Source organism: Tissierella carlieri (assembly GCF_018917285.1).
GTDB lineage: Bacteria > Bacillota > Clostridia > Tissierellales > Tissierellaceae > Tissierella > Tissierella carlieri.
Genome location: NZ_JAHLOH010000045.1, coordinates 22099 through 45493, shown reverse-complemented (window position 1 = coordinate 45493; position 23395 = coordinate 22099). Strand labels below are relative to the sequence as shown.

Genomic DNA, 23395 nt, shown 5'->3' with positions numbered 1-23395 from the left:
CTATTCCATATCAATGTTATTAACAAAATTATGCATTTCTTCTATACTAGCTTTTTTAGAATTTAAAGCATTCGTTAAAAAACTCTTTAATTCTGGATTTTCAACCATAGGAAGACTTGCATTAATGTTTTTATATCCTAGAATTGAGTTGCTCATCAACTCACGTAATTGTATAGTTTCATGTGGTGCTAGTGTTTTTCTATCACTCATTATTTTCACCTCCTGATAATATGATTTGCAAAATTCAAATATTTATGTAAAAGAGGGTGATACTATTATTATTATTAGATACTTTCTATACCAACAGATGCTAATTAATTGATAAATATATGATTATATTAATTTGCTTAAATTTGGTGATATAAATGTTTAGTATGCAGAGTAAAATTTAATTTCGCAAACCAATCATAGAAAATTAAAGGTATTAAACTAGGAGTTAGAGCAAAACCTAAATTGTTACATAAAAATTTAATAAATAAAAGTAACATAATTTCAGGGACAACATATATAGTTATTGAGGGAGGAATTATATATGACTGAAATCAAAAGAGACATTTATAGTGATAATTTGTATAGATATGATTATGATGAAATAGAAGAGGAATTTATTGATCAAAATATAGACGAAGATGGACTTTGTCAACAATTTGCGAATATATTAAATGCTTCTATATTAACCTCAGAAGAGGATCTATGTGTAGTAACATTTGATAGAAATATTGAAGCTGAAATCGCAGGAAGACCTACAAGGAGTCCTTTGGCATTAGCAGCATTGTTTTCTTTTGAATCTATGGATAACAGAGGTAGAACATTAAATTTAGGAGAAACAGTAATACTTCAGAGAGAAATAAATCCTTTTATAACTGCTTTAAGGGAAAGAGGAATTGAAGTAACTGCTTTGCATAATCATTGGTTATTTGATAGACCAAGACTATTTTATATTCACTTCCTTTCTATAGAAGATCCAATAAACTTTGCAAGGAAAGTTGCCGAGGCTCTTCGAATATTGAGAGATTAAATTTAGATCAGGATTGATTCCTGATCTTTCTATATTTATAGTAGCACTTGTACAAATTCATAATATACTAATATTGGGAAAAAAATTCCCGATACAAAATAAGGAAGACGAAATCAATGGATTACGAACAAATGGCTAGCAGAAAACCAATATGCAACGATCCAATTATGATAGGTGCAACATGTGTAGCTCAAATAGATGGAAGATTTTTCTTGCTTATAGAAATAGACGTTATGGGTAATGAAAGAGAAGAAGTAATAATATTTGAAATAACAGCAGCACAAGCAGCATTAATAGCATCAGGAGTAATGCGTTGTCAAATAGTTAATACAATCCCTACAGGAAGAGAAGTAAATCTTATTTGTGTGTTTGTAGTAGGTCAGAATGCATTCTTAGTGTTTAATGTTGAAAATGCAACTGATCGTCTAGTTTTAGTTAGAGTACCTTTGTGCACTATCATTTAATATAATAAATAATTACGCCTATAGAGCGATTAGACCAGAATTAATTTTCTGGTCTTTTTTATTTACACAAAAAAGAGACCTTCGAAAAGGTCTCTGCATATATCGAATACGATAGTCTTTATTATTAGCAAAGGAAGAAGGGTAACACAGCTGAGTGCAAAGAAAAAAGAGATACCCAATATCATTATATTCAATTAATTAAATTGTGTGAGACAAACATAAAAAATAAATCAATTTTTATTTGAAAAAATTCAAAAAAGAAGGATTTTCTTAAACAAATATTTGATTATAATAAGTAAAATCTAATGTAAAAGGTGATAAATAATGGTAGAGAACCTATTATTTATAGCTAGAGATTTATTACGTTCTTTAGACATTATGGAATTTACAGAAGATAAAAAAGATTATATAGCTTATGTAGCATCAAGAGTTATGGCTGTTTTGTCAATTGAGTTAGAGAAAGGCATAGTAATAGAACAGGATATTATTGGTCCTATTTTTTTGTAATAAAAGATAACCGTTCAATTTAATAATTACCTTTAGTTTATATCATAATTAATCTTAAATCTAAAAATAAAAAATATTGAAAAATAGAGGATGGCATTGGTCTTGCGATAGTAAAATTTTATATATCGGAAGCCTTTAAGTATCTGCAAAACCTTTACTCCCCAGCTCAAAATAGTATTTAGTATAAAAAAGAATCGGGCACAAGTCTCGATTCTTTTTTATGTTGAGTTTAGAAGAAATCGCAGTTACAGAATATAATCACTAATAGTAGAAAGAAGAATAATAATGAGCTATTGTTTTCACATTCTCTTCCGCCTAATAAATCTGACATAAAAGCACCTCCCATTTAAATTATAATTGGGGAAAGTAAAGGGTGTAATAATAGAATATGAGGGATAGTGAAAAAAGGTTAATTATATTTTTAAGGAGATATTATCTGGCAAAATTGAAAAGGTGATAGAGCCAATTAAAAATGAATTAGTTTTAGGCTGAATTTAAGCTTAATTATGTTGAAGATGGAAAAAGGATAGGAACTGTTATACACAGAATATGTCTAATTTATCATTAAAGGTAAATAATTAAAGGCAATTTGCTTTATAATTACATACAAGACAAATTGCCAGTATAATTTATCTAACCTATAGGATTTTCAATTAAGGTAGCAAATATAACTTCATGGAAATGACCATCATCCATTGTAGTTCTAGCTGTAACAAGATGAACATGTTTTCCGCCTCCTACAGGAATAGCGGGACCAGTTTCGGTTGCAAGCTCATGGTGATGATTTATAAAGAAATCAGTGTTTGTAAATAATCCATGCTTATGATTTCCACCTTGTATTGGGATAACTTCACTTGTAACTCCTGCAAATCTGTGATTATGACGATCTTCACCTTGTTCAGCTAATCTAGTACTACCTAAAAATTCATGAACATGAGTTTGACTACCTTCTTCTTCGGGAGGGCAACGATTAAAATTTTCAGTATCAAAATATTCATAGGATTCTATACTTGTAATATCCATTAGGAGCACATCCTTATTTATAATTTGTAAATGTATATACACAAGCAATGTTTATTAGGCTTGTATATAGTTCACATTACATTATATTAAAGCGTAGGTATATTTGATACAGAAAAATAAAATCTAAATATGGAGATATAAAGTAAGTATAGTCGATGGAATTTTAAAACTTTATGGATGATAAGCATACTATTGATGAAAATAGTTTATACGTTATAGTTTGAACAAAATATAATATCACTATTAAAATATCAAAAGAATAGTGTTCTTTAAAAAATAAATAGTATGACATTTAAACCATCTTAATCACTCATAAACTTGTATTTAAGTTAATAACATATAAATATAGCTATTAATTATAGGGGGTATCTTGATGGGATATTATGTTAGTGTAGAGACAGATGTAAAAGTTTATGTAGAAGATCTTAATCCAGAGGGTTATAAGACCATAGTTTTTTTACATGGTTGGCCTGGAAGTCATGAATTATTTGAATATCAATTTGATCAACTTCCTAAAAGAGGATATAGATGTATTGGAATAGATCAAAGGGGATTTGGTAAGTCGGATAAACCGTGGAGAGGATATGACTATAATCGGTTAGCCGATGATGTTAGATGTGTAGTTGAAACTCTTAAATTACATGATTTTATACTTGCGGGTCATTCAACAGGCGGAGCAATTGCTATTAGATATATGTCTAGACATAATGGATATGGAGTATCTAAACTTGCTCTTTTTGCAGCAGCGGCTCCAAGTCTTATAAAACTTCCTAATTTTCCTTATGGTATAGATAAAGAAACTGTAATTAAAATTATTGAGGGAACATATAATGATAGGCCTAAAATGTTGAGTGATTTTTGTGATATATTTTTCTTTCAGTATATAACTCAGCCTTTCTCTTACTGGTTCTTACAATTAGGGTTACAAGCAGCAGGATGGTCAACCGCAGCTATTGCAAATACTTGGCTAAATGAAGAGTTGTTTTATGATTTGGGAACAATAAATGTCCCAACACTGATTATTCATGGTATACACGATAAAGTCGTTCCATTTGAATTAGGTGAGGTACAAGAGAGAAGCATTAAAAATGCCAGACTTATACCATTTCAATATAGTGGGCATGGATCATTCTATGATCAGAAAGATAAATTTAATGAAGAATTGATGAATTTCATTGAGGAATAAAGTTTTTAAGATAGAGCTTACTAAATAGAAGAGTTAGAAGTAGACAGTTTATTTTAGTGCCGTATTATTCATAAAAGAATTTTACGGTATTTTTATTCTACTTATGTTAGATAACTATTGAAGGTGCGAAGACATTGTGTTGAAAATTGATTAATATTATATCTATAAAGCAAGAATTTCTATACTATATAAAATATAACTAATATGCTATAATCTCTTTGTAAGTAAGTCGTCATAGTAAAATTAGGACATATTCACTTTTGATATGCCTTATTATAATTTCAATAAATACAAATGGTTTAAATCTAAAGATGCTGCAAGGAGGGGTTAGATGTCACAAAGAGGATTATATTCATATAACTTTAATGGTAGTGAACGTATAGAGTTTAGATTAATCACGACCAAAGATTCGATTGAAGAATTAACTCAGCTTCTTAATAAATCTTATAAGATTTTAGCTGATATGGGTCTTAAATATGTAGCAGCTACACAGGACGATAGTGTAACATTAAACAGAGTGAGAAATGCCTACAAATGTTATATAGGTATATATCAGAATAGAATTGCTTCAACAATATCTCTTTATAGTCCAGAACACTCGGATAAAAGTAGTTGGTATAGTAAAGAGTTTGTGGCCAAGATTGGACAGTTTGCAGTTGCGACTGAATTACAAAAATACGGAATTGGTGGTAGAATGATGGACATTGTTGAAGAAGAGGCTAGAAAAATAAATAATGTGAGAGAGATTGCGTTGGATACTGCTGAAACGGCATATCATTTAATTGATTTTTATAGAAAAAGAGAGTACAGATATATAGAAACTATTGAATGGGGTGCAACAAATTATAAGAGTGTAGTATTAAGCAAGAAATTATATTCTTATTAAATACATATATATTAAAACTAAATAATCATTGTTTAGGAACTAATTATACGATATTTTACTAACATTATAAATCTTATATTGACTAGATTAAATATAGACTAAAAGTTCTAGAAATTCAAGGAAATAAAAAACCTTGAATTTTTCTTTTTTAAAAGTTCTTTCTCTAATATTAATAGGAGAAATCTGTTATACATTGTAATGTAATCGAAAATGTAAATGTCAAAGAGATGGTTAGTAATAAAGATATGGCATTAGCAAAATATATTTAAGATAGCATAATTCGGATTTAAACATATTCTATAAATAAGGGAATAAAAACAGTTAGCTTTGTGGTATTAAGAGAGATTAAGATGACATCAGATCTGGTAAAATTAGTCTTTATTACTAATCTAGAGGACAATGAGATGAATTAGTTTTAGAACTAGCAAAAGGAATACTAAATTATCTGGGAGTTAAGTATGTTAAAGATGAAAAATATCTAATTTTAAATAGGGTTATATGGCAAAGATGTTGAAGGAGCCTTATGAAAGACAAAGTTACTTATATTCCTGCTGGATTTTAAAAAAGAGGATATAAGGCAGGGTGGAATGATGGCAAATTGATTATTAATCATAAGGAGGTCTAACGAATTGATGAACTTAGACATATTAATAAATTTTGCAGGATTAGTGGCTGCGGTAAGTTTAATTGTTCAGTTTACTAAATCTATAGTAAAGAGGAAATTTGGAGATTCTATGGTAAGGATATATGCTCTAGTGATATCCTTAATATTAACCTTTATATTCGCTAGGTCTGGTGGAAGCATAGAAGGAATAACTCTTACTATTATAAATTCAATATTAATCACTATAACAAGTATGGGAGCCTATGAAATGATAGTAGATCCAAAAGCAGAGAAGAGCAAATAGTTATATTGATTAGATTCTAGAATAAAATCTAGAGTCTTTTTTCTGCTTTTAAATCTATTTTAATATGTTTAATAATAAAGAATATTATATAATAGTTAAGTGCAAAAATATAAATCAAGTATTTTACTGAATTTAAAACTAGATATTATTCGATAGAGTGTTATGTTTAAGGTTTATGTAGAGGTGGAAGATATTTATTTCTTAGTTCAAATCTTTATGCATCATATATGTCATTTTAGAATCAAAGATTCTAGATTTGTTATAATCTATTAGAAAGTTTTATTTTCTAAGTTAAACTTTCTGTAAACGAATTCCAAAAACTTCATAAAATTTATAAATGTTTTAAGTAGAAATCTTTTTTATATTTAAATTGAGGTGATGAGATGAATCCTTTTATTCCCCCAAAATCAGCTAATGTAGCCATAGTAGATGGCAGAATAGATAAAGAAATAGAAAATAACTTAAAAAGACTAGGTTTGAAAATAATTAAAACTATAAAATGCCATGAGGTTCATGAAAGTATTGCGTATCATCCAGATATAGTAATTCATCCAATAAATCACAATACTTTGATTATCGCACCTAATGTTTTTGAGTATTATGAAGAAATGTTAAGTAATATGGGTATTAAATTAATTAAAGGAGAAAAATATTTAGATAGTAAATATCCAGAAGATATAGCATATAATGTAGGAAGACTTATAGGAGCAGCTATTCATAATTTCAAATATACTGATGAAGTTTTAAAGTATCATTTAAAAAAGGAAAATATTGATTTTATAAATGTAAATCAAGGATATACAAAATGTTCTTTAGCTATAGTGGGAGAAGATTCAGCTATTACTGCCGATTACCCTATGTATGAAAAGCTAAGAGATTTTGGCTACAAAGTTTTGCTAATTCAGTCAGGATATGTATCCTTAGAAGGACAAAAATATGGATTTATTGGCGGAACAAATGGAAGTTTATACAATGGAAAATCTATTATATCGGGAAGTTTAAATGGACATCCTAATAAAGATGAAATTTTAAATTTTTTCATAAAAAATAATACAAATTTAATTTTTTTATCGAAAAAAAATATATTAGATATTGGTACTATAATTACTCTATATTGCCATTAAAGTAAGTCTTTATATTGTATATGTCTACTCTCTAGGTACATACTAGTAAAAGAAGGGAGTGATACAATGCAAACTATAAAAATTGGTGGAAATGTAAATAAAGACGAAGTAAAAAATTTAATAAATAGGTATTTCTCCAATTCTAAGGTAAATGTTCAAGAGGAAGACTATGAAGAAAGATATGAATTTTCGCTTTCTTTGGGAACTAAAAAAAACTTAGAAGATATTGCGTTTTATAGGGCTGTTGCTAATTTAGTGCAAGATATTATTTTAGAAATATATATTAAACCAATAATTATGAATAGAGTAGTGAAAATATGCGATGATTATTCGTCTAGTGATAAAGAGGGAATAGTTACCTCAACACATTTAGCAATATTGAACGAGAATTATTATATAAAAGAAAAGAACATGGTTAATGAAGAAATACTTAATCATTTAATAGAAAATAATAGTATTTTAATAGATGGATTTATGAACTTTAGATTAAGAAGATTCATATATATAGTAGATATTTCTGTAGAAAAAGCAATAGGTCAGTTTGAGATAGAAAGAGAGTATCTGGAGTTTTTGAGTATGCTCCAATATTTTGTTGATATACAGGAACCTAAATATGAATTAGTTAATGTTATTATTAAAGAAAACGATTATTTTTTACTAGATAAGGATAATAATATAATTGAAAATGGTTTGTTAGAATATGCGCCAGATGATCAGTGGTATGAAGATATAAGTAAAGCTGACCTTTTAGTCAGCTCGTTGATAGTTCTCTCTCCTATAAAATTAGTGTTGCATGTTGAGGAAGGTAAAGAGAAAGAATTGGTCAATGTGATTTCTCAAGTTTTTAGGGATAAAGTACAGTTTTGTGATGGATGTGATACTTGTAATTTAAAAGCCAAACTGAAAAAGGGCAAGTGAGGAGAAGTTGATTAAATCAGCTTCTTTTTTATTCAATAAGAGATTGGAAAATATTAGATTCTTTTATTTAAACATCCTTGGAAATTATTAATATATCTGTTATTATAATATAAAATGATACATAAGGAGGTATAATATGAGTAAAGATATAGTGAAACCATCGATTTTACCAGGTTTTATGGAATTAACGCCAACAGATCAAATATTATTTAATAAAATGCTAGATACAATTAGACAAAACTATGAAAAATTTGGTTTTCTTCCTATAGATACTCCTGTAATAGAAAAAACAGAGGTACTTCTGGCTAAAGGTGGAGGAGAAACAGAAAAGCAAATATATAGATTTGAAAAAGGAAGTACAGATATGTCCTTGAGATTTGACTTAACTGTACCTTTGGCTAGATATGTTGCACAACATTATTCTGAATTAAGTTTCCCGTTTAGAAGATATCATATTGGCAAAGTATATAGGGGAGAAAGAAACCAAAAAGGTAGGTTTAGAGAGTTCTATCAGTGTGATATAGATATTGTAGGAAATGGAACCCTAGATATAATTAATGATGCTGAAATACCTTCTCTTATTTATTCCACATTTAGAGATTTAGGTTTTGATTCCTTTACAATAAAAATAAATAATAGAAAAATGCTAAAAGGATTTTTTAATAGCTTAGATATAGAAGATTCTACTTTTGTTCTTAGAGCTATAGATAAATTAGATAAAATAGGAATGGCAGAAGTAGAAAAGGAATTGGAAAGTCTGGGTATTACAAATCACAATATAAGGAGAACCAAAGAATTTCTTAGTATAAAAGGTTCCAACAACGATATAATAGGAAATCTTGAGGCTTTAAAAATAGATGATGAGACATTTAAAGAGGGACTAGAAGAATTATCTACAGTAATAAAATATATTGATTTATTTGGAGTGCCTGAGAAAAATTATAGAATTGATTTAACTATGGTAAGGGGATTGGATTATTATACTGGAACTGTATATGAAACCATATTAGATGATTATCCTTCACTTGGGAGTATTTGTGGAGGTGGAAGATATGAGAATCTAGCAGAATATTATACTAAGCAGAAACTTCCCGGAGTTGGAATGTCTATTGGTTTAACTAGATTATTTTATCAGTTAAGAGAAGCTAAAATAATTGAAGCAACAGAGAAATCTCTTACTAAGGCATTAATTATACCTATGGATAGTTTTGTGGAGAAAGGTGTTGAAACCGTCAATGAATTGAGAGGAGAAGGTATATATGCTCAGATTTATCTAGAATCAGGAAAGATAGGAAAAATATTTAACTATGCAGATAAGTTAAATATCCCATATGTAATAGTAATAGGACAAGAGGAAGCTGAGAATAATACTTATTCCCTTAGAGATATGAAAACAGGGGAACAAAAAAATATTTCTTTGGAAGAAGTAATTAAGTGTTTAAAATAAAATAATAATGGTATAAATATGAATAATTACTTGACAGATAGATAGAATGATGGTAAAATGTAAGTTACTTTAATAATATAGGTGACGATGGGAAGAGTAATATATTATTTCCTTTTAGAGAGAGAGGATCGTGGCTGTAAGTCTTCTTATGAGAAAGATATATGAAAACTACCCCTGAACCGAGTCTGAATAAAAGACTTCCGCTTATTAGCGTTATTTAAATTGAGAAGTAATTAGGGTGGAACCACGAAACTTAGCCTTTCGTCCCTACATAGAGATATGTAGGGATGGAAGGCTTTTTTTATGACCTAACACAACGAACGTTAGGTCCTGACGGACACCACTGAATAATACCCTACGGGGTAGAATAAGGTTGTGAGTTGATGTAGATCAAACGCACCTACGCTGTCCGTTTTGTCTACAATTCGCTATGCTCATTGGACAAAAAGGCAACGAACGTCAACCTTAATATAGAATTTATCATTAGGAGTGTCCGCTAGGACCAAATTCATGCGAATGATAATGAGCCCTAAAGGACTACTGAATTATACCCTGCGGGGCGAATTAAGGTAGCAAATGAATTTGTGCAGTGAAACTGCGGGAAATGACTTAATTTGCATGGTAGATAATGTTTTCAATTTTGAAATTAAATAATAGGAGGTTAGATTATGGAAAGGATAAAGATTACACTACCTGATGGTGCTGTTAGAGAATATGACAAAGGTGTGTCTGTATACGATGTTACTAGAGATATATCTGAAGGTTTAGCAAGGGTTGCCCTTGGAGCGGTTGTGAATGGAGATACAAAAGGAATGCAAGAAATTATCAATGAAGATTCTACTTTTAAGGTAGTCAAGTTTGAAGATAAGGAAGGAAAGGCTATATTTTGGCATACATCAGCTCATATTATGGCTCTTGCGGTACAAAAACTTTTCCCAGGGGTTAAATTTGCTATAGGTCCTGCAATAGACAACGGATTCTATTATGATTTTGATACAGAGCATAGATTCACTCCGGAGGATTTAGAGAAGATTGAAGAAGAAATGGCCAAGATAGTTAAGGAAGGTCATATCCTTGAAAGATATGTAATGCCAAGAAACGAAGCCCTTGAGTATTTTAAGGAAAAAGGAGAAGAATATAAGGTTGATTTAATTGAACATTTTCCTGAAGACGAAGAGATATCCTTCTATAAATTAGGAGAATTTACTGATCTTTGTGCTGGACCTCACTTATATGATACAAAGAAGGTTAAAGCTGTTAAGCTTTTAAGTATTGCAGGTGCTTACTGGCGTGGTGATGAAAAGAATAAAATGCTTCAAAGAATTTATGGAACAACTTATGAAAAGAAAAAAGATTTAGAAGAATACCTTCAAATGTTAGAGGAAGCTAAGAAAAGAGATCATAGAAAACTAGGTAAAGAATTAGATTTATTTAGTATTCACGAAGAGGGACCTGGATTCCCATTCTTCCATCCAAAAGGAATGGCATTAAGAAATATCTTAGAAAATTTCTGGAGAGAAGAGCATACTAGAGCTGGATATGATGAGATTAAAACACCTTTGATATTGAACGAAAGACTATGGCATCAATCAGGTCACTGGGATCACTATAAGGAAAATATGTATTTTACAAATATAGATGATGGGGATTATGCTATTAAACCAATGAACTGTCCTGGATCTATTTTAGTATATAAATCTAAGATGTATAGCTATAGAGATTTGCCTCTAAGATGGGGAGAACTTGGATTAGTTCATAGGCATGAGCTTTCAGGAGCTCTACATGGATTAATGAGAGTTAGATCATTTACTCAAGATGATGCTCATTTATTTGTATTACCATCTCAAATAAAAGAAGAATTGATTAATATAATAAATTTAGCAGATCATATGTACAATATATTTGGATTTAAATATCATGTAGAGTTATCCACTAGACCTGAGAATTCTATGGGAACTGAAGAACAGTGGGAGATAGCAACAAATGGTCTAAGAGAAGCGTTAAAGGAAAAAGGAATAGACTATATATTAAATGAAGGTGATGGTGCTTTCTATGGACCGAAGATAGACTTCCATTTAGAGGATGCAATAGGTAGGACTTGGCAATGTGGTACTATACAGCTAGATTTCCAAATGCCAGAGAAATTTGATATGAGTTATGTGGATAAAGATAATGAAAAGAAAAGACCAGTCATGATTCATAGAACTATATATGGTAGTATGGAAAGATTTATGGGAATACTTATAGAGCATTTTGCAGGTAAATTCCCAGTATGGCTTGCACCAGTACAGGCGATTATTCTTCCTATATCAGATAAATTCAATGAATACGCTTATGAAATTAAGAAGGAAATGGCAGATAAGGGTATTAGAGTTGAATTAGATGATAGAGCCGAAAAGATAGGATATAAGATTAGAGAAGCTCAATTGCAGCAAATACCTTATATGTTAGTAGTAGGTGAAAAGGAAGTAGAAGAAAAATTAGTTTCTGTAAGAAAGAGAGACGAAGGAGATAAAGGCCAAATCAAAGTTGAAGATTTTATTTGCCAAGTAATTGAAGAAGTAAAAGAAAAGAAGAAGTAATATCATATCTCTTATATAAAAGTCATATGTTATGAGGAAACTGACAATGACACTTGTTCATTTAGAAACATGAAGAAACAGGAGAACAAAGAGTATTTTGTCAGAAGGAGTAATCGAGTGTCTGGGAAAGCTACTTGACAAATAGTTATCCTAAGTGTAAAAGCTAATTTAATATTATAGGTATTGATGAGAAGAGTAATATATTATTTCCTTTAAGAGAGAGAAGATCGTGGCTGCAAGTCTTCTTATGAGAAAGATATATGAAGACTGCCTCTGAACCGAGTCTGAATAAAGGACTTCCGCTTATTAGCGTTATTTAAATTGAGAAGTAATTAGGGTGGAACCACGAAACTTAGCCTTTCGTCCCTACATAGAGATATGTAGAGATGGAAGGCTTTTTTTATGACCTAGAACAACGAACATTAGTGAGTTGATGTAGGTCAAACGCAATAGGAACCCAATTTATACGAGCGAGGCAAGTAAATAAATTGGTGTTCGAAACTGCGTAAAACAACAAAACCAAATCTGCAGGCAAATAGTGTTTTCAATTATGAATTGTGTAAGTGGTCTATGGCTATTAATTAAATAATAGGAGGTTAGATTATGGAAAGGATTAAGATTATATTACCTGACGGTGTGGTTAAAGAATATGACAAAGGAGTATCTGTATATGATGTTACTAAGGATATATCTGAAGGCTTAGCAAGGGTTGCCCTTGGAGCGGTTGTAAATGGAGATACAAAAGGAATGCAGGAAATTATCAATGAAGATTCTACTTTTAGGGTAGTTAAGTTTGAAGATAAGGAAGGAAAGGCCATATTTTGGCGTACATCGGCTCATATAATGGCATTAGCAGTAAAAAGATTATTTCCTGAGGTAAATCTAGCCATTGGGTCAGTTAATGAAGATGGTTTTTACTACGACTTTGATAAAAAAGGGTCATTTAATAAAGAAGACCTTACAGAGATCGAAGAAGAAATGAAAAGAATAGTTAAAGAAGGTCATGATTTAAAGCGGTATGAGTTGAAACAGCAAGAAGCTTTAATGAAAATTGAAAGTTTGGGTGAATCATATAAGGCTGAGTTTATAAACGATCTACAGAAAGGCGAATTAATTTCCATATGTGTTTTAGGTGAATTAACAGATATATGTATAGGGGCACAACTTATAGATGTCAAACCAATAAAAGCAATAAAGGTTATGCAAGTAGCTGGTGCTTATTGGCGTGGCAATGAGAATAACAAAATGCTTACCAGAATATATGGCATTGCCTTTCCTAAACCTAAGGATCTTAATGATTATTTAAATATGATTGAAGAAGCGAAAAAACGGAACCATGTAAAATTAGGTAGAGAACTGGGACTCTTCATGCAATCGGAAGTAGTAGGTCAAGGCCTACCGCTCATAAAACCGAAAGGAACTTTGATTATAAAGCTTTTACAGCGTTGGATAGAAGACTTGGAAACTGAATGGGGATATAGACAGACTATGACTCCATACATGAGTAAGTCAGCGTTGTATAAGATATCTGGACATTGGGATCACTATCGAGAAGGTATGTTCCATATAGGAAATCCAGATTCTGAGGATGTACTGTCTTTACGGCCTATGACTTGCCCTTTCCAGTTTACTATTTATAATGACGATCAACACTCCTATCGGGAATTACCAATAAGATATTCTGAAACATCTACATTATTTAGGAATGAATCTTCTGGTGAAATGCATGGACTAACAAGAGTCAGGCAGTTCACAATATCTGAAGCTCATCTCATTGTGCGTCCAGACCAACTAGAAGAAGAGTTCAAAGGAGTTATGGAATTACAGCAATACATCATGAAAGTACTGGGCGTTGAAGATGACATTACTTATAGATTCTCTAAACGTGATCCTAAGAATAAGGATAAATATATTGATAATGATGAGGCATGGGATGAAACTGAGCAACAGATGAAAAAGATTCTAGATTGTCTTTCTATTGAATATTCTGAAGCTGAAGGTGAAGCAGCTTTTTATGGCCCAAAACTTGATATACAATGTCGTAATGTTTGGGGAAAAGAAGATACCATAATTACAAATCAAATAGACTTCTCTCTGCCTGAAAGATTTGATATGTATTATGTTGATAAAGATGGGCAAAAAAAACGTCCATATATCATACACAGAACTTCAATTGGATGTTACGAAAGAACTCTGGCAACTTTGATTGAAAAATATTCTGGTGCATTTCCATTTTGGCTGGCTCCAATACAAATAAAGGTGCTTCCAATTTCTGATAGATTCAATGAATATGCTGAAAACATAAGTAGTGTCTTAAAAGAAAGTGGTCTTAGGGTGGAGATTGATTATCGACCAGAAAAAATAAATTATAAAATTAGAGAAACTAGATTAGAAAAAATTCCATATTTTGTAGTCGTGGGACAAAAAGAAGAAAATGAAAATACTGTCGCAGTAACTTCAAGAGAGAATGGTAATGAAGGTCCATGGGACTTAGATATGTTTACAAAGAGATTGGTCAATGAGAATTATATCAAATATAATTACCATAAGAAAACTGACATTAAGTAATTATTTATAGTGAGAAGTGGATTGTGAGGCCGTGTCTGTAAACGAGTAAAGCCTTTTGTAGCATAGATGGTAATAACCACAAAAGGCTTTATTTTACAGTTCACCTATTATCTAGTTTGTTTACAGTTTGAAGGAAGAGTTGTAACTTTTCCTTTTTAATTGGTTTCAGTTGCACAGGGTAATGGCTTTTTATAAAGTCTAAAGATATTATCTAATTCATCACTATTTATTGTTTCTTTTTCCAATAGGTTATTAGCAATATAGTGGAGTAAATACTTATTTTCGTCTATAATTCGGAGTGCTTCAGTATATCTCTCATCGGTAATTTTTTTGATCTCAATCCTAATTATATCAGAATTATATCTCATAAAAGTTTCATCTAAGGCCATGGTGCCTAAATTACTCATACCATAGCTACATACCATTTCTCTAGCTATATCTGTTGCCTTATTTAAATCATCCTTGGCTCCTGTAGTAATCTCTTTAAATATCAATTCTTCAGCAGCCCTGCCAGCCAATAAACAAGTGATTTTATTTTTTAACTCTGATTGGGTTAGCAAATATCTTTCTTCATCTGGAAATTTAAGTACATAGCCTAAAGCCTGACCTCTTGGAACGATTGATATCTTTTGAACTATATCAGTCTCGAGAACTTTAGCAACTAAAGCATGACCTGCTTCATGTATTGCTACAGTTTCTTTCTCTTTTCTCAGAACTGTAGGATTTTTCACCTCTAGCCCTGCTAAAACTCTTTCAATAGCGGCATCAAATTCATTGATAGATATAATCGTTTTATTTTTTCTAACTGCGATGATTGCTGCTTCATTGGCGATATTAGCTAACTGTGCTCCAGATAATCCAGTGGTTTTTCTTGCGATTGTTTTAATATCGATGGATTTATCGAGGGGTTTGTTTTTAGTATGAACTTCTAATATTTGTTCCCTGGCTCGTATATTAGGATTCCCTACAAATATATGTCTATCAAATCTACCAGGTCGAAGAAGAGCTTCATCTAATAAATCTAATCTATTTGTAGCACCTATTACTATGACGGTTTCATCAGTATTAAATCCATCCATTTCCACCAGAAGCTGATTTAGAGTTTGATCCTTCTCATTGTTAGATTCTAGATTTCTTCTTGCACCTATGGCATCTATTTCATCTATGAAAATAATGCTTGGGGCTTCTTTTTTAGCTCTTTCAAAAAGTGTTCGAACTCTTTTAGCACCAACTCCTACATATTTTTCTACGAATTCAGATCCGGATGCATAGAGAAAGGTTGAATTCGTTTCTCCTGCTACTGCCTTAGCTAGTAAGGTCTTACCAGTACCGGGTGGTCCATGAAATAAAATACCTTTAGGTATCTTGGCTCCCATCTTTCTGTATTTCATAGAATTATTGATAAAGTCTATGGTCTCTTGCAGCTCTTCTTTTATTTCTTCCAATCCTGCTACATCCTTAAAAGATACATCAGATTTATCTTTGTCTCTTCCTGTATCTTTTTCAATAGATAAAACAGAGGGGACCAGCTGAGGTTTTGTATCTGTTTTGCTATAGAGAATAAATAGGACTAGAGTGATTACCCAGACTGCTAATCTATCTCCAATTCTAAAGGATGAAAAGCTTTTAGTCGGGAAAAAACCATCATAGATAAGTAAAAAGGATGCAATCAGCCCTAATACTAAAAATAGAAATATTATTTTTTTCTTTTTCAATTTATCCCCACCTTATTTATTTTTCTAAAAATAGTGTAACCATTTAATTCAATTTCTATAAAAGAAAATATTAAAGTTGTAGGAAAATAACAACAAAGGTATAATAATGATAGATAGGAAAGGAGAGGTGATTAAATGAATTACATTAACTTAATTGATGGATATAAGGAAGAAATTGTTAAATCAACTCAAGAAATTATTAGGATCAAAAGTGTGGAAGAAGAAGCTAAACCAAATATGCCGTTTGGTGAAGGACCATATAAAGCTTTAGAGTATGCATTGAAAATATCTAAGGAAATGGGATTTGAAACTAAAAATTTAGAAGGTTATGCTGGATATGCAGAATTTGGAGAAGGCAATGAAACTGTAGGTGTTTTAGTCCACCTTGATGTTGTACCTGAGGGTGAAGGTTGGACTTATCTTCCATATAGCGGAGAAATCCATGATGATAAAATATTCGGTAGAGGCACAGCTGATGATAAAGGACCGGCTATAGCTACACTCTATGCTATGAAAGCTTTAAAAGAATCTGGTTTAACTTTAAATAGAAAGATTAGAATAATATTTGGAACTAATGAGGAAACAGGATGGGGTTGCATGGACTATTATTTTAAACATGAAAACCCCCCAACAATGGCTTTTACTCCAGACGCAGACTTTCCTGTAATCCATGGTGAAAAGGGAATAATAGTATTTAATTTAGAGCAAAAATTAAATTCAAATAGCTGCTGTGGAATTAAACTCGTAGAATTAAAAGGTGGAAATGCACCTAATATGGTGCCAGATCATGCAGAAATTATTTTAGAAATTGAAGAGCCAGAAGCTTTCTATAATAAATATAGGTCTTATATAAAAGATAAAGATTATCCAACTAATATTCATTTAGAAAATAATATTGTAAAAATAACAGCTAAAGGAATATCTGCCCATGGTAGTACTCCAGAAAAAGGAGAAAATGCAATCTCTTATTTAATGGATGTTTTATCCAATTGTTTAAGTGGAGAATGTGATCTTTGTGACTTTATCAACCTTTATAATGAAAGAATAGGATTCAAACATTATGGCGAGGGAATTGGATGCGGCTATGAAGATGATGTATCTGGTAAGCTAAACTTTAATCCTGGGATGATAAAACTAGATGGAGACAAGATAATTTTAACTATAAATGTCAGATATCCTATAAGGAGCAGTGCAAAAGAAGTATATGATGGAATAAGAGAAAATCTTAATGGAACAAAAGTAGAATTGGTAGAAGGTAAGGGGGACACTAAGCCCTTATATGTACCTAAAGATAATTTCTTAGTGGAGAAATTAATGGAAGTATATAGGGCTCAAACTGGAGATTTAGATAGGGAGCCAATTACAATTGGAGGGGGAACTTATGCTAGGGCAATGGAAAATGCTGTAGCTTTTGGACCAATGTTCCCGGGCCAACCAGATGTGGCTCATCAGAAAGATGAATATATTTCTATAGAACATCTGATGAAGATAACTAAGATATATGCTCATGCTTTATATGAGTTGGCGAAATAGTTATTCTACGAAGATTTTATATCTTATATTGAATTAGCATATGATATTTTATTTGAAAATAACAGCCTATTGCTGCTATTAAAATTTGAAACTAAATTATAAAATATATTTGACAAACAACTATACCTAATGTATAATCATATGGTAAACTAAATATTGGGTTTAAGTAGAAGTGTCCGCTTCTCACCTTATAGCAATGCTCATAAGGTTTTAGATAATAAAATAGTCTTATTTATATAAGGCTCATGTTTCTATGAATTTAAGCGGGTATTCTATACCCGCTTTTAATTTTTTGAGAAAACTTAGGAGGTGCTGTACTATCAAAGAGCTTCAAATTAATGAAGAAATCAGAGATAAAGAAGTAAGACTAATTGATGTCGACGGAACACAACTTGGAATTTTACCTATTAAAAAGGCTATGGAGATATCAGAAGAGAAAAGATTGGATCTAGTGAAGATAGCTCCAACTGCTAATCCACCTGTATGTAGGATAATGGATTATGGAAAATACAAGTATGAGCTAGCGAAGAAGGAAAAAGAAGCTAGAAAGAATCAAAAGGTGATTAATGTTAAAGAAATTCGATTAACACCTAATATTGAATCTCATGACTTAAATGTAAAGGCTAAAACAGCTAGTAAATTCCTAGAATCTGGAGATAAGGTTAAGGTATCTGTTAGATTTAGAGGTAGAGAAATGGGTCATACGGAGATAGGTAAAGAGGTATTAAATGATTTTGCTAAACTAACTGAAGAAGTTGGAACTATAGAGAAGGCAGCAAAATTAGAAGGACGAAGTATGGTAATGTATTTAACACCAAAAACTGAGTAATAAAGGAGGTAACATCATGGCAAAAATGAAAACTCATAGAGCGTCAGCAAAAAGATTTAAGAGAACTGGTTCAGGTTTACTAAAGAGATTTCAGGCTTATAAGAGTCATAAGACTGGTAAAAAATCATCAAAGAGAGTTAGAAACCTAAGAAAAGGTACTTTAGTGAGTAAAGGTGACCAAAAGAGAATAGATTCAATGATACCATAAAAAACTATATTAGAAATACGGGAGGTACTATAGATGGCAAGAGTAAAGAGAGCTGTTAATGCCAAGAAAAGACATAAAAAAGTATTAAAACAAGCCAAAGGTTATTTTGGAGCGAAATCTAAATTATTCAGAACTGCTAATCAAGCTGTTATGAAATCACTTAATTATGCATATATAGGACGTAAACAAAGAAAGAGAGATTTTAGAAAACTTTGGATTGCAAGAATTAATGCTGCTGCGAGATTAAACGGAATGAGCTATAGCAAATTCATCAATGGTCTTAAAAAAGCAAATATCGAAGTAAACAGAAAAATGTTATCCGAAATGGCCATACATGATGCAGAAGGTTTTTCCAAATTAGTAGAAATTGCAAAAGGTGCAAATTAGTAAAAATTGCAGAAGCTAAGTTATAGTAAAAGTTCCATTAAGGGACTTTTATTTTTCTTTATTTCATAGTTTACTATGATTATGGAATAATAATATAGGTATATATAATTGGGGAGGAGTTATTATGGGGTTTATAAAGAGAAGACTTGAGAGATTTAAATTAGATCCCCCAAGAGTTTTAGCATTGGGATTTGGTAGCCTAATACTTATCGGAGCTATATTGTTAAATCTACCTATAGCTACACAAAATGGTGAGAGTATTGGTTTTATCAATGCTTTATTTACTTCTGCATCTGCTGTGTGTGTTACAGGTTTAGTAGTTGTAAATACTGGAGAGTTTTGGTCTTTATTTGGTCAAGTTGTAATAATTCTACTTATCCAAATGGGGGGATTAGGTTTTATGACCATGGCTACGATTGGAGCTTTGGTTATTGGAAAGAAGATCACATTAAAGGAAAGATTAGTAATAAAAGAACAATTGAATCAGGAAACTATGTCTGGACTAGTTAAATTAACTAAATATGTTATTCTTTCTACTTTTATTATAGAAGGTATGGGGGCATTACTACTATCGACTAGATTCATACCTATATATGGAACTGTGAAGGGAATTTGGTTTTCAATATTTCATGCTATATCTGCTTTTTGTAATGCTGGATTCGACCTCACAGGAGACAGTATAGCACCATTTGTAGGAGATTTTACTATAAACATGACTATATCAGCTTTAATAATACTAGGGGGTCTTGGCTTTTATGTATATATAGATATCTCCAGAAATAGGAGCTTTAAAAAGCTTAGCCTACATTCAAAGTTAGTTTTATCTATTACTGGAGTTCTACTTTTGGTAGGAATGATAATAATTCTTCTAATAGAGTATAATAATCCTCTTACTTTGAAACCCTTGAATATTTTTGAAAAACTTATTGCATCATTTTTTCAATCTGTAGTTCCTAGGACGGCAGGATATTACTCTGTTAATCTAGCAGGACTTTATGATACCACTGTATTTCTTATGATAATATTAATGTTTATAGGAGGTTCTCCTGGTTCTACAGGAGGTGGTATAAAGACTACAACTTTTGGTACTCTTATATTAACCACTATTGGAGTAATAAAAGGTAATAAAGACATTGTAGCATTTAGAAAGAGGATATCTTATGATGTCATCAATAGGTCATTGGCTATATCTACTGTAGGCATGATTTTAATACTTGGAGTATCATTTATCTTAACAGTAACAGAACCAGCGAATTTTTTAGACGTATTATTTGAGACTACGTCAGCATTTGCAACTGTAGGTTTAACAAGAGGACTTACACCAAATCTTACTGAGTTTGGTAAGGTGATGATAATATTAACCATGTATATAGGTAGGGTTGGACCTTTAACTATGGCATATGTTTTTGCTAGAAAAAGTAAGGCTGGTAATTTTAGATATTCAGAAGGAAATATTATGGTAGGATAGAGGGGAGTTATAAAAATGAAATCATTTGCAGTTATTGGATGTGGAAGATTTGGTGCGGCTGTTGCTAGAACTTTATACAGCTTAGGTAATGAAGTCTTAGCAATTGATATTTCTGAGGAAAGAATTAATGAAATATCTGATGAAGTGACTCATGCTGTTCAAGCAGATGTAATGGATGAAACAGTATTAAAGGATTTAGGATTACGAAATTTTGACGTTGCCGTTGTGGCTATTGGTTCTGATATTGAGGCATCAATAATGGCAACATTAGTTGTTAAGGAATTAGGGATTAAAAGGGTAATAGCAAAAGCTTTATCAGACATCCATGGAAAAGTGCTTACTAAAATAGGAGCTGATAAGGTAATATTTCCAGAAAGAGATATGGGGATTAGGGTAGCTCATAACTTAGCTTCTACTAATATACTTGATTTTATTGAATTATCACCAGACTATAGTATTTTGGAAATTACTGCTCTTAAGGAATGGGAAGAAAAATCTTTGGGTCAGCTAAGATTATCTACAAAGTATGGAATAAATGTAATGGCTATAAAGAGAGGAAATAGTATTAGCGTTTCCCCAAATGGAGAAGTGGTAATTGAAAAAGATGATATTCTAGTAGTGATAGGAAGCACTAATGATATTAAGAGAGTGGAACAAAAAGCTGGTGAATAATATGATAGAAATCACTAGTATCAACAATCCATTGGTTAAGGAAATAAAAACTTTATATAGAAAAAAAGGAAGAATTAAAAATAAAGCTTTTATCATCGAAGGTATAAAGATGATTGAAGAAGCAATAGATAATAGTTATCCAGTTAAAAACATTGTATATACGGATCAGTTTCTAAAGACTAAAGATGGAGAGAATTTTTTTGAGAGGATAAAGGATTTAGATAATACTATCTATGTGCCGAATAATATTTTTAAAGAAATTTCAGATACTGAAAATCCACAGGGAATATTAGGGATCGCAAAACTCGAATATGAAAATCTGAATGAAATGTATAAGAAAGAAAGGCCTTTTTTATTATTCTTAGATGAAGTACAAGACCCAGGAAACATGGGGACTATAATTAGGACAGCAGATGCTTTTAATGCAGATGGTATAATAATCACAGAGGGATGTGTAGACCCTTATAATCCTAAAGTTGTTAGGGCTACAATGGGATCAATTTTTAGAGTTCCGTTATACTATATTTCAGATGGAATTCATGAGTTAAAAAATCTGAAAGATATGAATATACGGGTATATTCAACAGCTTTAACTGGAAGTATACCAATATATGAAACTGATTTTCAGAAAGGGTTTGTTTTAATCATCGGCAATGAATCAAGTGGAGTTAGGAAAGAGATATTTTCTTTATCTGATAAACTAATAAAGATACCTATGCCTGGAAAAGCTGAGTCCTTAAATGCAGGCGTAGCAGCTTCGATTATAATGTATGAAGTAATGAAACAGAGAAGCTAATACTTCTTGAGTTTTGAAATTCTAGGTGCTATAATTGAGTAAATACTTTGAAATTTTGACCTTTATTCTTTGGAAAAGGTCTTGTTTTTTATACTATGGCAAAGGAGTAGAATTATGAAGGAAAATATGAGAGAGAAATTGCTAGAAATTAAAGAAATTGCACTAAATAGTATCAACGAAGTAGCGGGTTTAGATGAAATAGAACAATTAAGAGTGAAGTTTTTAGGGAAAAAAGGAGAACTAACATCTGTATTAAGAGATATGGGGAAATTAATAGCGGAAGAAAGGCCTATAGTTGGGCAAATTGCTAATGAAGTTAGAGATGAGTTAGAAGATGCTATTTCTTCAATGAAGGAAAAACTTACTGAAGAAATGAAAAAAACTAAAATGAGCAAAGAAAAGATAGATATAACTATGAGCACTAATAAAGAAAAATTAGGTCATAGACATCCACTTTTAGCAACAATTGAAGAGTTGGAAGATTTATTCATAAGTATGGGTTTTTCTGTAGTAACTGGACCAGAGATTGAAACCGTTGAGAATAACTTTGATGCACTGAATTCTCCAGAAAATCATCCATCTAGGGATTTATCAGATACTTTTTATATAACAGAAGATATTTTACTTAGAACTCAAACTTCTCCGGTACAAATAAGAGCGATGAAGGAGATGGGGGCACCTCTTAGAATCGTATCTGCTGGTAGAACTTTTAGATTTGATGATGTAGACGATACACACTCGCCTATGTTTCATCAATTAGAAGGTTTGGTTGTTGATGAAAATATAACAATGGCTAACTTAATTCATACTATAGATGTATTTATTAAAGAATTATTTGGCAAAGACATGGAAACTAGATTTAGACCTCACTATTTTCCTTTTACAGAACCCAGTGGAGAAGTAGATGTGACTTGCTTTAAATGTATGGGTAAAGGCTGTGATTCTTGTAATGGAACTGGTTGGAGCATGGAATTATTAGGTTGTGGTATGGTGCATCCTAAGGTTCTAGAAAACTGTGGAATTGATCCTGAGAAATATAGCGGATTTGCCTTTGGTATGGGGATAGATAGGATTACAATGGTTAAATATGGCATTACCGATATTAGACTATTATTTGAAAATGACAATAGATTTTTGGAACAATTCTAGATAGAAA

The 23395-nt window shown here is 31.3% G+C and carries 22 protein-coding genes and 3 other annotated features; of the genes, 19 read left to right on the top strand and 3 right to left on the bottom strand.

The features are described 5' to 3' along the window. On the bottom strand, positions 1-210 hold the full coding sequence (locus tag KQI38_RS15480) for a hypothetical protein (RefSeq protein WP_094903374.1): 210 nt from the start codon (positions 208-210) through the stop codon (positions 1-3). Between the two features lie 322 nt (positions 211-532). On the opposite strand from KQI38_RS15480, the gene KQI38_RS15475 reads away from it, so the two are divergent. From KQI38_RS15475 to KQI38_RS15465, 3 genes are all read left to right on the top strand, one after another. Beyond that, positions 533-1018 (top strand): DUF1259 domain-containing protein, encoded by a 486-nt coding sequence (locus tag KQI38_RS15475; protein WP_216560994.1) that lies wholly within the window; start codon positions 533-535, stop codon positions 1016-1018. A 116-nt stretch (positions 1019-1134) separates the two neighbouring features. Beyond that, positions 1135-1482, top strand: a complete 348-nt coding sequence (locus KQI38_RS15470) for a hypothetical protein (protein ID WP_216560992.1) — start codon at positions 1135-1137, stop codon at positions 1480-1482. Between the two features lie 324 nt (positions 1483-1806). Further along, a complete protein-coding gene (locus tag KQI38_RS15465) occupies positions 1807-1989 on the top strand; it encodes a hypothetical protein (protein ID WP_216560990.1) in 183 nt (60 codons plus the stop codon). 633 nt (positions 1990-2622) lie between these two features. Here the strand turns inward: KQI38_RS15465 and KQI38_RS15460 are convergent. Further along, entirely contained in the window at positions 2623-3012 is a 390-nt protein-coding gene (locus KQI38_RS15460; protein ID WP_216560988.1) for a YmaF family protein, read from the bottom strand. Positions 3013-3385: 373 nt separating this feature from the next. Between KQI38_RS15460 and KQI38_RS15455 the strand changes: the two genes are divergently transcribed. The 8 genes from KQI38_RS15455 to thrS (KQI38_RS15420) all read left to right on the top strand — a co-directional run bounded on the left by KQI38_RS15455 (position 3386) and on the right by thrS (KQI38_RS15420) (position 14631). Beyond that, complete coding sequence (locus tag KQI38_RS15455) at positions 3386-4198, top strand: alpha/beta fold hydrolase (protein ID WP_216560986.1); 813 nt, start codon at positions 3386-3388, stop codon at positions 4196-4198. Positions 4199-4529: 331 nt separating this feature from the next. Further along, entirely contained in the window at positions 4530-5084 is a 555-nt protein-coding gene (locus KQI38_RS15450) for a GNAT family N-acetyltransferase (protein ID WP_216560984.1), read from the top strand. A 632-nt stretch (positions 5085-5716) separates the two neighbouring features. Beyond that, entirely contained in the window at positions 5717-5992 is a 276-nt protein-coding gene (locus tag KQI38_RS15445) for a hypothetical protein (protein ID WP_216560982.1), read from the top strand. 383 nt (positions 5993-6375) lie between these two features. Further along, positions 6376-7116 carry a DUF6873 family GME fold protein gene (locus KQI38_RS15440; RefSeq protein ID WP_216560980.1) on the top strand — a complete coding sequence of 247 codons (741 nt, stop codon included), beginning with the start codon at positions 6376-6378 and terminating at the stop codon, positions 7114-7116. Positions 7117-7182: 66 nt separating this feature from the next. Further along, on the top strand, positions 7183-8034 hold the full coding sequence (gene ytxC, locus KQI38_RS15435; RefSeq protein WP_094904330.1) for a putative sporulation protein YtxC: 852 nt from the start codon (positions 7183-7185) through the stop codon (positions 8032-8034). Between the two features lie 136 nt (positions 8035-8170). Next, positions 8171-9481: a histidine--tRNA ligase gene (gene hisS, locus KQI38_RS15430; protein ID WP_216560978.1), complete on the top strand. Its 1311-nt coding sequence runs from the start codon at positions 8171-8173 to the stop codon at positions 9479-9481. 75 nt (positions 9482-9556) lie between these two features. Beyond that, positions 9557-9753 (top strand) — a binding site (T-box leader). Between the two features lie 396 nt (positions 9754-10149). Beyond that, a complete protein-coding gene (gene thrS, locus KQI38_RS15425; protein WP_216560976.1) occupies positions 10150-12063 on the top strand; it encodes a threonine--tRNA ligase in 1914 nt (637 codons plus the stop codon). Positions 12064-12237: 174 nt separating this feature from the next. Continuing rightward, positions 12238-12434 (top strand) — a binding site (T-box leader). 232 nt (positions 12435-12666) lie between these two features. Next, a complete protein-coding gene (gene thrS, locus KQI38_RS15420; RefSeq protein ID WP_216560974.1) occupies positions 12667-14631 on the top strand; it encodes a threonine--tRNA ligase in 1965 nt (654 codons plus the stop codon). Positions 14632-14786: 155 nt separating this feature from the next. Here the strand turns inward: thrS (KQI38_RS15420) and ftsH are convergent, their stop codons facing one another. After that, positions 14787-16346, bottom strand: coding sequence for an ATP-dependent zinc metalloprotease FtsH (ftsH, locus tag KQI38_RS15415; RefSeq protein ID WP_094904334.1), 1560 nt, complete (start codon positions 16344-16346; stop codon positions 14787-14789). 135 nt (positions 16347-16481) lie between these two features. Between ftsH and pepV the strand changes: the two genes are divergently transcribed. The 8 genes from pepV to pheS all read left to right on the top strand — a co-directional run bounded on the left by pepV (position 16482) and on the right by pheS (position 23388). Beyond that, positions 16482-17879 carry a dipeptidase PepV gene (gene pepV, locus KQI38_RS15410; protein WP_216560972.1) on the top strand — a complete coding sequence of 466 codons (1398 nt, stop codon included), beginning with the start codon at positions 16482-16484 and terminating at the stop codon, positions 17877-17879. A gap of 158 nt (positions 17880-18037) precedes the next feature. Beyond that, positions 18038-18175: a sequence feature (ribosomal protein L20 leader region), on the top strand. After that, complete coding sequence (gene infC, locus KQI38_RS15405; RefSeq protein ID WP_216560969.1) at positions 18133-18708, top strand: translation initiation factor IF-3; 576 nt, start codon at positions 18133-18135, stop codon at positions 18706-18708. (Overlaps the previous feature by 43 nt.) Before the next feature lie 16 nt (positions 18709-18724). Then, on the top strand, positions 18725-18916 hold the full coding sequence (gene rpmI / locus KQI38_RS15400) for a 50S ribosomal protein L35 (protein ID WP_094904337.1): 192 nt from the start codon (positions 18725-18727) through the stop codon (positions 18914-18916). A 33-nt stretch (positions 18917-18949) separates the two neighbouring features. Beyond that, positions 18950-19303 (top strand): 50S ribosomal protein L20, encoded by a 354-nt coding sequence (gene rplT, locus KQI38_RS15395; protein WP_094904338.1) that lies wholly within the window; start codon positions 18950-18952, stop codon positions 19301-19303. A gap of 124 nt (positions 19304-19427) precedes the next feature. Further along, a complete protein-coding gene (locus KQI38_RS15390; protein ID WP_216560967.1) occupies positions 19428-20771 on the top strand; it encodes a TrkH family potassium uptake protein in 1344 nt (447 codons plus the stop codon). Between the two features lie 15 nt (positions 20772-20786). Beyond that, positions 20787-21443 (top strand): potassium channel family protein, encoded by a 657-nt coding sequence (locus tag KQI38_RS15385; protein WP_216560965.1) that lies wholly within the window; start codon positions 20787-20789, stop codon positions 21441-21443. Continuing rightward, on the top strand, positions 21406-22239 hold the full coding sequence (gene rlmB / locus KQI38_RS15380) for a 23S rRNA (guanosine(2251)-2'-O)-methyltransferase RlmB (protein WP_246565881.1): 834 nt from the start codon (positions 21406-21408) through the stop codon (positions 22237-22239). Before KQI38_RS15385 ends, rlmB begins: the two co-directional genes overlap by 38 nt. Positions 22240-22365: 126 nt before the next feature. Beyond that, positions 22366-23388, top strand: a complete 1023-nt coding sequence (pheS, locus tag KQI38_RS15375) for a phenylalanine--tRNA ligase subunit alpha (RefSeq protein ID WP_216561151.1) — start codon at positions 22366-22368, stop codon at positions 23386-23388. Positions 23389-23395 lie beyond the last annotated feature (7 nt).

Coding starts and splice junctions, on each gene's coding strand:
- KQI38_RS15480 (WP_094903374.1), bottom strand. CDS start 210: ATGAGTGATAGAAAAACACTAGCACCACATGAAACTATACAATTACGT.
- KQI38_RS15475 (WP_216560994.1), top strand. CDS start 533: ATGACTGAAATCAAAAGAGACATTTATAGTGATAATTTGTATAGATAT.
- KQI38_RS15470 (WP_216560992.1), top strand. CDS start 1,135: ATGGATTACGAACAAATGGCTAGCAGAAAACCAATATGCAACGATCCA.
- KQI38_RS15465 (WP_216560990.1), top strand. CDS start 1,807: ATGGTAGAGAACCTATTATTTATAGCTAGAGATTTATTACGTTCTTTA.
- KQI38_RS15460 (WP_216560988.1), bottom strand. CDS start 3,012: ATGGATATTACAAGTATAGAATCCTATGAATATTTTGATACTGAAAAT.
- KQI38_RS15455 (WP_216560986.1), top strand. CDS start 3,386: ATGGGATATTATGTTAGTGTAGAGACAGATGTAAAAGTTTATGTAGAA.
- KQI38_RS15450 (WP_216560984.1), top strand. CDS start 4,530: ATGTCACAAAGAGGATTATATTCATATAACTTTAATGGTAGTGAACGT.
- KQI38_RS15445 (WP_216560982.1), top strand. CDS start 5,717: ATGAACTTAGACATATTAATAAATTTTGCAGGATTAGTGGCTGCGGTA.
- KQI38_RS15440 (WP_216560980.1), top strand. CDS start 6,376: ATGAATCCTTTTATTCCCCCAAAATCAGCTAATGTAGCCATAGTAGAT.
- ytxC (WP_094904330.1), top strand. CDS start 7,183: ATGCAAACTATAAAAATTGGTGGAAATGTAAATAAAGACGAAGTAAAA.
- hisS (WP_216560978.1), top strand. CDS start 8,171: ATGAGTAAAGATATAGTGAAACCATCGATTTTACCAGGTTTTATGGAA.
- thrS (WP_216560976.1), top strand. CDS start 10,150: ATGGAAAGGATAAAGATTACACTACCTGATGGTGCTGTTAGAGAATAT.
- thrS (WP_216560974.1), top strand. CDS start 12,667: ATGGAAAGGATTAAGATTATATTACCTGACGGTGTGGTTAAAGAATAT.
- pepV (WP_216560972.1), top strand. CDS start 16,482: ATGAATTACATTAACTTAATTGATGGATATAAGGAAGAAATTGTTAAA.
- infC (WP_216560969.1), top strand. CDS start 18,133: ATGAATTTAAGCGGGTATTCTATACCCGCTTTTAATTTTTTGAGAAAA.
- rpmI (WP_094904337.1), top strand. CDS start 18,725: ATGGCAAAAATGAAAACTCATAGAGCGTCAGCAAAAAGATTTAAGAGA.
- rplT (WP_094904338.1), top strand. CDS start 18,950: ATGGCAAGAGTAAAGAGAGCTGTTAATGCCAAGAAAAGACATAAAAAA.
- KQI38_RS15390 (WP_216560967.1), top strand. CDS start 19,428: ATGGGGTTTATAAAGAGAAGACTTGAGAGATTTAAATTAGATCCCCCA.
- KQI38_RS15385 (WP_216560965.1), top strand. CDS start 20,787: ATGAAATCATTTGCAGTTATTGGATGTGGAAGATTTGGTGCGGCTGTT.
- rlmB (WP_246565881.1), top strand. CDS start 21,406: ATGATATTAAGAGAGTGGAACAAAAAGCTGGTGAATAATATGATAGAA.
- pheS (WP_216561151.1), top strand. CDS start 22,366: ATGAGAGAGAAATTGCTAGAAATTAAAGAAATTGCACTAAATAGTATC.